Origin of the sequence: Streptomyces sp. DvalAA-14 (genome assembly GCF_900091855.1) — a bacterium.
GTDB lineage: Bacteria > Actinomycetota > Actinomycetes > Streptomycetales > Streptomycetaceae > Actinacidiphila.
In genome coordinates this window covers 1-4,443 of the sequence record NZ_FMCH01000248.1, presented here as the reverse complement: position 1 = coordinate 4,443, position 4,443 = coordinate 1, and the positions used below count along the sequence as shown (strand labels likewise).

Here is a 4,443-nt window from a genome sequence, read left to right as displayed (position 1 = left end):
CGGCCGGATCGCCGGGCACACGCAGCTGACCGGCGGCACGTACAACACCCTGCACCGGATCGACCTCACCGACGGCTCCCGGCTGGTGCTCAAGGTCCCGCCCGCGTCTCGGTCGCCGCGCCTGACCTATGAATCCGAACTGCTGCACGGCGAGGCGCGGTTCTACGCGTCGGCGGCGACGGCCGGGGTGCCCGCGCCCCGGGTGCTGTACGCCGAACCGGGGGAATCAGGCCCGCGGCCGCCCTTCTTGCTCATGAGCCACTGCCCCGGCGCGCCGTGGCGCGGATCCGGCGACGAGCCGGCCGGTCCGGAACGGGCCCGGCTGCGGTCCGAACTCGGCTCGCTGGTCGCCCGGCTGCACGCGGTGGGCGGGCCCGGCTTCGGCTATCCGGCCGGCGGCACCGGCCCGCTCACCGACCGCTGGGCACCCGCCTTCGCCGCGATGACCGGCGCCGTACTGGACGACGCGGAGACCTACCGGCCGTGGCTGCCCCGCGAAGTGCCGCGGATCCGGGCCGTGCTGGCGGCCGCCGCCCCGGCGCTGGACGAGGTGACGCTGCCGGCCCTGGTCCACTTCGACCTGTGGCCGGGCAATGTGCTGCTGGACGGTCCGGTGGGCGGGCGGGCGATCAGCGCTCTCATCGACGGCGAGCGGATGTTCTGGGGCGATCCGCTGGCCGATTTCGCCTCCCTGTCGCTCTTCGGCGACGCGCCCGAGACCGATGCCGCCTTCCTGGCCGGCTACCGCGCCGGCGGCGGCCGCACCGACTTCGACGCCGCCGCGCTCCGGCGGATCGCGCTGTACCGCTGCTACCTGTACCTGATCATGCTGGTCGAGGTCGTGCCGCGCGGCTACGGCGCCGAGCGCCGCTCCTGGGTGCGGGAGTTCGTCGGTCCGCGGCTGGAGGCGGCCCTGGACGCGGCCCTCGTCACGGCTGGTTGACGTTCCAGCGACGCTTTTCGGCCATCGCGGCGGGGGTGTCCGCGGTCGGCGGCCCGGTTGCCCGTAAGGGGTGCGTCGGACCGCGGGGCGCCGGGAGGTGGCCGGTTCCGTTCGGCCGCGGCCACCGCGGGTGAAAGGATCGCCCGCGCGGCCGACGGCAGCGGCAAGACGCCCCGCCCGCCCGTTCCCGGCGGCCCCGGCCGCCCTGACAGGCCCGGGGCCGGCGGAGAGCTGGACGGCGGGGAGAGGGCACGAAGCGGCGGTGTATGGACCACCGCCGCTTCGTGTCGTCCGGGCCCGGCGCCCGCGGGGCCCTACGGCAAGGTCGCCACCAGCGCCGCGTAGGACAGTCCCGCGCCGTAGCCGAGCAGCAGCGCGGTCTCCCCGGAGACCGCGGCGCCGGAGGAGAGCACCGCCTCCATGGCCAGCGGGATGGACGCGCCCGAGGTGTTGCCGTTGGTCACGATGTCCTTGGCGACCGTCACCCGCTCGGGCAGCCCCATCGAGCGGGTCATGCTGTCGATGATCCGCTCGTTGGCCTGGTGCGGGATGAAGGCGTCCAGTTCCTCCGCCCGGACGCCGGCCTCGTCCAGTGCCCGCAGGGCCACCTTGGACATCTCGTAGACCGCCCAGCGAAAGACCCGCTGCCCGTCCTGCCGCAGCGACGGGAAGGGGTGGCCGGGGTCCTTCTTGAGGACGTCCCAGGGCACGCTCTGGCTGATCGCGTCCGCCTGCCCGCCGTCGGCGCCCCACACGACCGGGCCGATGCCGGGGGTCGGCGAGGGGCCGACGACCACCGCGCCCGCGCCGTCCCCGAAGATGAAGGCGGTGGAGCGGTCGGTCAGGTCGAGGATGTCGGTCATCCGCTCGACACCGACCACCAGGACATGGCCGCCGCGGGCCCGTACCGCGTCGGAGGCCAGCACCACGCCGTGCACGAAGCCCGCGCAGCCCGCCGAGACATCGAAGCCGGCCGCCCGGGTCGCGCCGAGGCGGTGGGCGATCTCGGTGGCGATCGCCGGAGTCTGCATCAGATGGGTGAAGGTGGCCGCGATGATGCAGGTGATGTCGTCCGGGGTGAGGCCGGCCGCCGCGATCGCCTTGCTGGCGGCCTGTTCGGCCATCGCGCCGAGCGTCTCGTCGGGGCCGGCCCACCGGCGGGTCCTGATACCGGTCCTGGACCGGATCCACTCGTCCGAGGAGTCGATGTACCGGCACACCTCGTCGTTGTCGACGATCCGCCGCGGGCGGTAGGCGCCGACACCGAGGATCCTGGTGTGCCGTGCGCCCGCGGGCACGGTGATCTCAGCAGTCATGGAAGCCATTCATGGAAACCTTTCAGACCATCACCGGCCGACGGCCGGCTCGGGTCGGACCTTGCGGCGGACGGTACACCGCAGCACCGCCCACGGTGGCTAACCGCGAAACCGCGCGCGGGCTTCCGCACCTCCGCATGATCTCCTCCCGGCCGCGCGATCGCCCAGCGGGGCCCGCCGTCGGCTCACCCGGGCTCCGGCGAGTCGGGCCGCAGGGCGGCGGCCAGCGCCGTCGGGCCGTGGGCGGTGGCGCCGCGAGCGTAGGCGGCGGCGTACCCGGCGTCACCGAGGGCGGCGCGGGCCTGCGCCTCGCAGCGCTCGCGCACCATGGCGAGCTCGGGTGCGCCGCGCTGCAGGTGGCCGACGCTGCGCCAGTAGGTGCCTCCGGTGCCGTAGACGGACGCCGCCTGTTCCGCCCGGCCCTCGGCGGCCAGCGCGGCCGCCAGCAGGTCCAGGCCCAGCGCGATGCCGAAGGCGTCGTGGAGCAGCCGCTTGCTCTCCAGCATCGTGCGGGCGTACGCGGCCGCCTCGCCGGGGGCCGCGGAGAACAGCGCGACGATGGAGAGCTGGTAGTCCAGGTAGGAGCGGGTCCAGACCTCACCCGTGCGTACGCAGTGCTCCCGTAATTCCAGGGCGCGGGCCTGGCCTTCGACGAAGGATCCCAGCGCGGTGAGGGACAGGACCTCGACCAGGTTGCAGCGCAGCCGGTCGGGTGAGTCGAAGGCGAAGCCGGGGACGGTCGCGAGGGCGTCGCGGGCGGTGTCACAGGCCTTGCGCGGCTCCCCCATGAGCATGGCCAGCAGCCCGACGAAGCCGGCGGCGCCCAGCAGGCCCTCGTTGTCGCCGTCGGCGTCGGCCGCGGCCTGCGCCTCCGCGCTGATGACGGTGGCCAGTTCGTAGTCCCCCAGCAGGGTGACGGTGACGCCGTAGCCGATGAGGGCGCGGGTGCGGGCCGGGCCGGCGGCGGTGTGCACGGCCAGGGCGCGTTCGAGGGAGGTGCGGGCCTCCTTGAGGTGGCCGCAGCAGGTCCAGAAGTAGACCAGCAGCCCGCCGAGTTCCGCGGCCCTGGCGGGGTCGTGGACGAGCCAGTGGTCCAGCGCGGTGCGCAGGTCGGTGTGCGCGTCCTCGACCATGCGGTAGCCGGGGATCTGATCGGCCCCCGGCCAGCTGGCGTCGGCCCAGCGGGCCAGCCGGGTGAAGTGCTCGGCGTGCCGCCGGGCGAGGGTGTCGGCCTCGCCGAGTTCGCGCAGCCACTCGTGGCCGAACTCGCGGATGGTGTCGAGCATGCGGTAGCGGTCGACGGTCGCGGGCCGGTGTCCGCTGCTGTCCCGGCCCCCGCCGCCGGCCTGGCACTCGCCCCCGTAGCCGTCCGGGCCCGCGTCCGGATCACCGTCCGGGTCGCTGTCGAGGTCGCCGCCCGCGTCGCCGGCCCGCCGGACCACGGACTGGGCGACCAGCCGCTCCAGGGCCGGCTCCACGTCCTCCGGCCTCAGCGGGCCGCCGGCCGTGACGGCCCGGGCCGCGGCGAGGTCGAAGGTGCCGCGGAAGACGGTGAGCCGGGCCCACAGCAGCCGCTCGACCGGGCTGCACAGCTCGTGGCTCCAGCCGATCGCGGTCCGCAGCGTCTGGTGCCGCCGGGGCCAGACGAAGCCGGAACGCGACAGCACGTCGAACCGGGAGCCGAGCCGGGCGGCGATCTCGGTGACCGGGGCCGGGCCGACCTGGGCGGCGGCCAGTTCGATGGCCAGCGGGATGCCCTCCAGGCGGCGGCAGATCGACTCGGCGGCCTCGGCGGCGCCCGGTTCGGCCAGCGGGGCCGGGCCCAGCCGGGTGGTCAGCCGCTCGGTGAACAAGGTCAGCGCGTCGTCGCCGTCGGCCGGCAGCGGCAGCACATCGAGGATCTCCTCGACCTGGGAGGCCAGCGGGCGGCGGCTGGTGGCCAGGACGGTCACGCCGGGGGCCGCGGTGAGCAGTTCGCCCACCAGGTGCGCGCAGGCGTCGACCAGGTGCTCGCACGAGTCCAGGACGAGCAGCAGCCGCTTGTCGGCCAGCCATTCGCACAGCGCCTCGACCGGCATCCGCGCCGAGTGGTCGGCGAGGTCGACGGCGTCGCTGACGGTGGCCAGCAGCAGCTCGGGGGTGTCCAGAGTCGCCAGGTCGGCCCACCAGGTGCCGTCGGGGAAG

General features: G+C 74.9%; 3 protein-coding genes. 1 reads left to right on the top strand and 2 read right to left on the bottom strand.

Translation table 11 applies throughout. The annotated features are described in order from the left end of the window. A partial coding sequence (locus GA0115240_RS13100; RefSeq protein ID WP_202451311.1) for a phosphotransferase family protein occupies window positions 1-943 on the top strand: 943 nt, incomplete at its 5' end. A 314-nt stretch (window positions 944-1,257) separates the two neighbouring features. On the opposite strand, the gene GA0115240_RS13095 is transcribed toward GA0115240_RS13100, so the two are convergent. Together GA0115240_RS13095 and GA0115240_RS36830 are read right to left on the bottom strand one after the other, a co-directional pair. Further along, window positions 1,258-2,259, bottom strand: coding sequence for a beta-ketoacyl-ACP synthase III (locus tag GA0115240_RS13095; RefSeq protein ID WP_093736856.1), 1,002 nt, complete (start codon window positions 2,257-2,259; stop codon window positions 1,258-1,260). Between the two features lie 185 nt (window positions 2,260-2,444). Next, a partial coding sequence (locus GA0115240_RS36830; protein WP_093736855.1) for an ATP-binding protein occupies window positions 2,445-4,443 on the bottom strand: 1,999 nt, incomplete at its 5' end.

What these genes read in the sequence shown, in the direction of transcription:
- GA0115240_RS13095 (WP_093736856.1), bottom strand. Translation starts at nt 2,259, where the DNA reads ATGACTGCTGAGATCACCGTGCCCGCGGGCGCACGGCACACCAGGATC.